This is a genomic window from Wolbachia endosymbiont of Pentalonia nigronervosa (genome assembly GCF_014534705.1).
In the GTDB taxonomy this organism is placed as follows: Bacteria; Pseudomonadota; Alphaproteobacteria; order Rickettsiales; family Anaplasmataceae; genus Wolbachia.
In genome coordinates this window covers 1-3,664 of the sequence record NZ_JACVWV010000089.1, presented here as the reverse complement: position 1 = coordinate 3,664, position 3,664 = coordinate 1, and the positions used below count along the sequence as shown (strand labels likewise).

1 protein-coding gene and 1 pseudogene are annotated in these 3,664 nt (G+C 34.3%); both read right to left on the bottom strand.

Annotation, left to right across the window (positions count from 1 at the left end; genetic code table 11):
* Positions 1–144: 144 nt before the first annotated feature.
* Positions 145–2,787 (bottom strand): ankyrin repeat domain-containing protein, encoded by a 2,643-nt coding sequence (locus IC220_RS06425; protein WP_188153649.1) that lies wholly within the window; start codon positions 2,785–2,787, stop codon positions 145–147.
* Positions 2,788–3,167: 380 nt separating this feature from the next.
* Positions 3,168–3,664: pseudogene (locus IC220_RS06420) on the bottom strand (transposase family protein); the annotation flags it as partial.

The window sequence follows — 3,664 nt, the reverse complement described above, 5'->3', positions numbered from 1 at the left end:
TGTTCGCCCTATCCACATCACTGCTGCTATGAACTTTCTGTTGTCCTTTGCACTCCTTCCACTATCCCCTTTCTTTCCGGGTAAACTCTCCTTTATCCTTTCCCATTGCTTATCTTTTAAGTCGTATAACATCCTTAGCTTCTCTCAAAAATTGTTATTATAACTCCTTTCTTTTTGAATGTCTACACTACCTAGTAGCTTTGAGACAATATTACCTTGTCCGCTTGCGGCTGCAAGATGTAGAGGGGTTAAGTCGTCTTGCCCTTTTGCATTTATTTCAATAGACATCTTTTGAAACTCAATTTCTGATGGCAATTTTGTTGTCGAAGCTGAGCTGTACTCCTCAAATACACCCAAGTATTCTGCGGTGCTCGCTTGCACTTCTCCTAAAAATTTCTTACCATAAATCGGTTTCGAAAGAGGTCTAATATTATCAATTGATAATAGTTCTAAAATGGTATTTTCTTGCTTGGCATTGATTGCCAAATGCAGCGGAGTCCACCCATCAGCTGATTTTTCATTGATACTCACTTCACTATGCCTGGTTATAGATCTAATGATTGCTAAATCACCAGTTAAGGATGCAAAATGTAAAGCTGTTAAACCACCCTTGGTTTTAGCATTTATATCAACTCTGCCACTTATCAATAAAGCTTTAACAGCATCACTGTATTCACCGATTGTTGCTAAATGTAGAGGAGTAAACCCTGCTTCAGATTGCGCATTAATGTCAGTTCTATTATCTTGCAATAAGGAAATAATGACATTATTTTTGCCAAAAGAAGCAGCAGTATGCAGAGGAGTAAATCCTCTATTGTTTTTCGCATTAATATCAATACCTTTGATCCGCATTAAATTTTTAACAGTATTTACATGACCCTTTTCAGCAGCAATATGTAAAGCTGTATCTCCTAAATCAGTTTTTGCGTTGATATTTGCACCATTACTTATCAAATTTTGAATAAAATTTTCATAACCCATCTCAGCAGCTATATGAATGGGAGCATAACCATTTATATCTATGGCATTAATATCGGCACCCGTATTTTTTAAAATATGTATAATTCTGGAACTACCATTTTCTGCAGCGGCATGAATTGCCTGTCCACCTCTTTCATATCTGGCATTAATATCTGCTCCATTTGTAAGAAAGACCCTCATTCCATCTATGGCTACATCTTCATTTGGTTCTAAAACAGCATTATAAAGGTCTCTATTAATATCTCTAAACTCCCTCTGATTGCTATTTGTTACAATACCAACTAGTTCTGGTATATCATTATCAAATTTTCTAAAGATAAGGCGAGTTCTTCCTTGTGGGTCAGTTCCTATATCGAGCGATGGGTTTGCTTTTCCGCGTATTGCATATGGTATAGACCATTCTCCAATTTGATAGTAGGTGCCGTTACTGTGAAATTGTACTGCATAACTGACCATCCTTTTATCTTCCCATTTTCCAATAGGTGTGTTTATCCGTGAGCTAGAAAAATTATACTTTACTTTTTCTGTTGGTTTGTCTTGAGATAGATTGTTTACTGCAGCAATTTTAGATTTTATTGAATTTAAGATATCTATTCTTTTTGCGGCAAATTTCACTATATCTTCTCTTTCGTCTTGAATAAAGTCATACGATTCAACTTCACTCAATATACTAATTACTTTATTGATTAAACCACTATTGTCAGTCAATGAGCTTTTAAAATCATAAAAAGTTGTCGAAATCAAAGAGAAGTAGTAATTATATTTCTCAAGATCATTTTGTTGGTAATGAGAATTAGCAAGGTAACTATATTCCTCAAGTAAAAAAGACATTACAGAAATGTAAATTTCAGTGCCGAAATACAAGAGACCAAGTGCGGTAAATGCTACCTTATCATTAGAATTTTCAGGAACAGCGAACTTTTGATCAATGATGTTATATAAAAATGTATGCAGGCTTCCCGGTTGGGTCGTTCTAGAGTTTTGCAGGCGGTGTAAAGTGCTATTTATTTCTTCAAGCTTAGTAATATATTGATCATGAGTTAAATTTTTTATAGCATCTTTCTCTTGTATAAAATGTCTAATAAAGGTGATTAACCCTGAGGATACTTCCTCTATTTTTGTGTGCTTGACAAAATCAATGATTGCTTGAAACTCTTTTTCTATTACACTTGTGGGATTATATTCTAATATCTTAAATCCTGATAATATTGCTTTGAGGTTTATGTCTGCCTTACTTTCTACTCTTCTAATCGCACCATAGTTTTTGCTTACTCTTGCTTCTACCCTTAAAATATCTTCATAGTTTCTCTCTGCCTTACCATTAACGACCATAAGCATAAAAGTAATGCCCATGAGAATACCGGTATTAGTGAGAGGCAAAGCTGAACCTTGATTGCTTAAGAGGAGGTCATGACTTCTATCAATAGCCCAATAGTTTTCAATTAATTGCTTGGAAAGGTCATTATTCATAATATACCTTTCTATTTTTTCTAAAGATAGTGCTGTTTTGTCTCTACTTAATTTAATCAACGATTCAGGTATTATATTGAGAGCATATTTACTAAGATCGACAACACCAGCAAGACTGGCTAAAATTTCATATGCATCTGTTGCTATATACGAACTTTTCTTTGAGCGATAAAGTTGCATTAATCTATCTTCGTCTGCATCTGCATCCTCAATAGACCTTTTGCGTAACTTGATTTCCGATGGTAATTTTGTTGTTGAAGCTTGCTTACGCTTCTCAAATTCATTATGAACAACATTACTTTCTGTAGCTGTTGATTGCTGTTTATTTACGCCCATTTCCACCCCCTTAAGTTTATCTAAATAATGCCAAACATGGCTTTATTTTTAACATAGATATTTTTAGTGTCAACGTTTTTTTTAAGTGAATTTTATATGAGTTAGAAACTCAACCTACCAAGACTTATCCAATATGAAAAAAAATAATAAGACATAAATTATATAATATATATTGATCAACTACATAAGCTATTATGCGTCTGATACTTCTTGAATAATTTACTTTAGTGTCCATCTTTACACCTCACATACATGATACCCAATATAGCATGCTAGTAATTAAACAATAGTAAATGACCTCTTTCGAAACTGATGGCAATAGATCTGCTGCGAATCAAAGGAGAAAAACTTAGAATAGAGATTAGATAAACAAAGTAAGGTTAAAACCCGTGCCTTAGGTTCACAATACCAGCAATAATATTGAACCTCATGTTGTATTTCTTCTGAAAATTGCGGTAAACATTTGATATAATTTTGAATATTTTGATCTCGCGAATTTTATTTTCCACTCGCATCCTCCAGCTTTCTATTATGCTCCTTTTGCTCTTCCGTTAGCGGTTTTTTCCGGATATGGAATTACTACATTACTTTGAACTTTTTGCCATCCTTGATAGCCGGAATCAGCGTGTTTTATACTATCTTTTAGTAACAATTTTTCCTGCTTTCGTATGCGAAAATTCATGCTCGATGTGACCTTGAAACTGACAACACTTTCTTCGATCGGTTTTTATGGTCGTTGTTTTCTTTTTGCCAGAGTAACTTTTTTTACGTTTTTTGCTGTCTTTTGGTCGCTGTATCGGCTGTGCTGTAACATCTGCTAAAAATCCTTTCGGGCGTTAAGGTTCTATCCTTTTTTATGCTAATTTTTTTTGCCAAC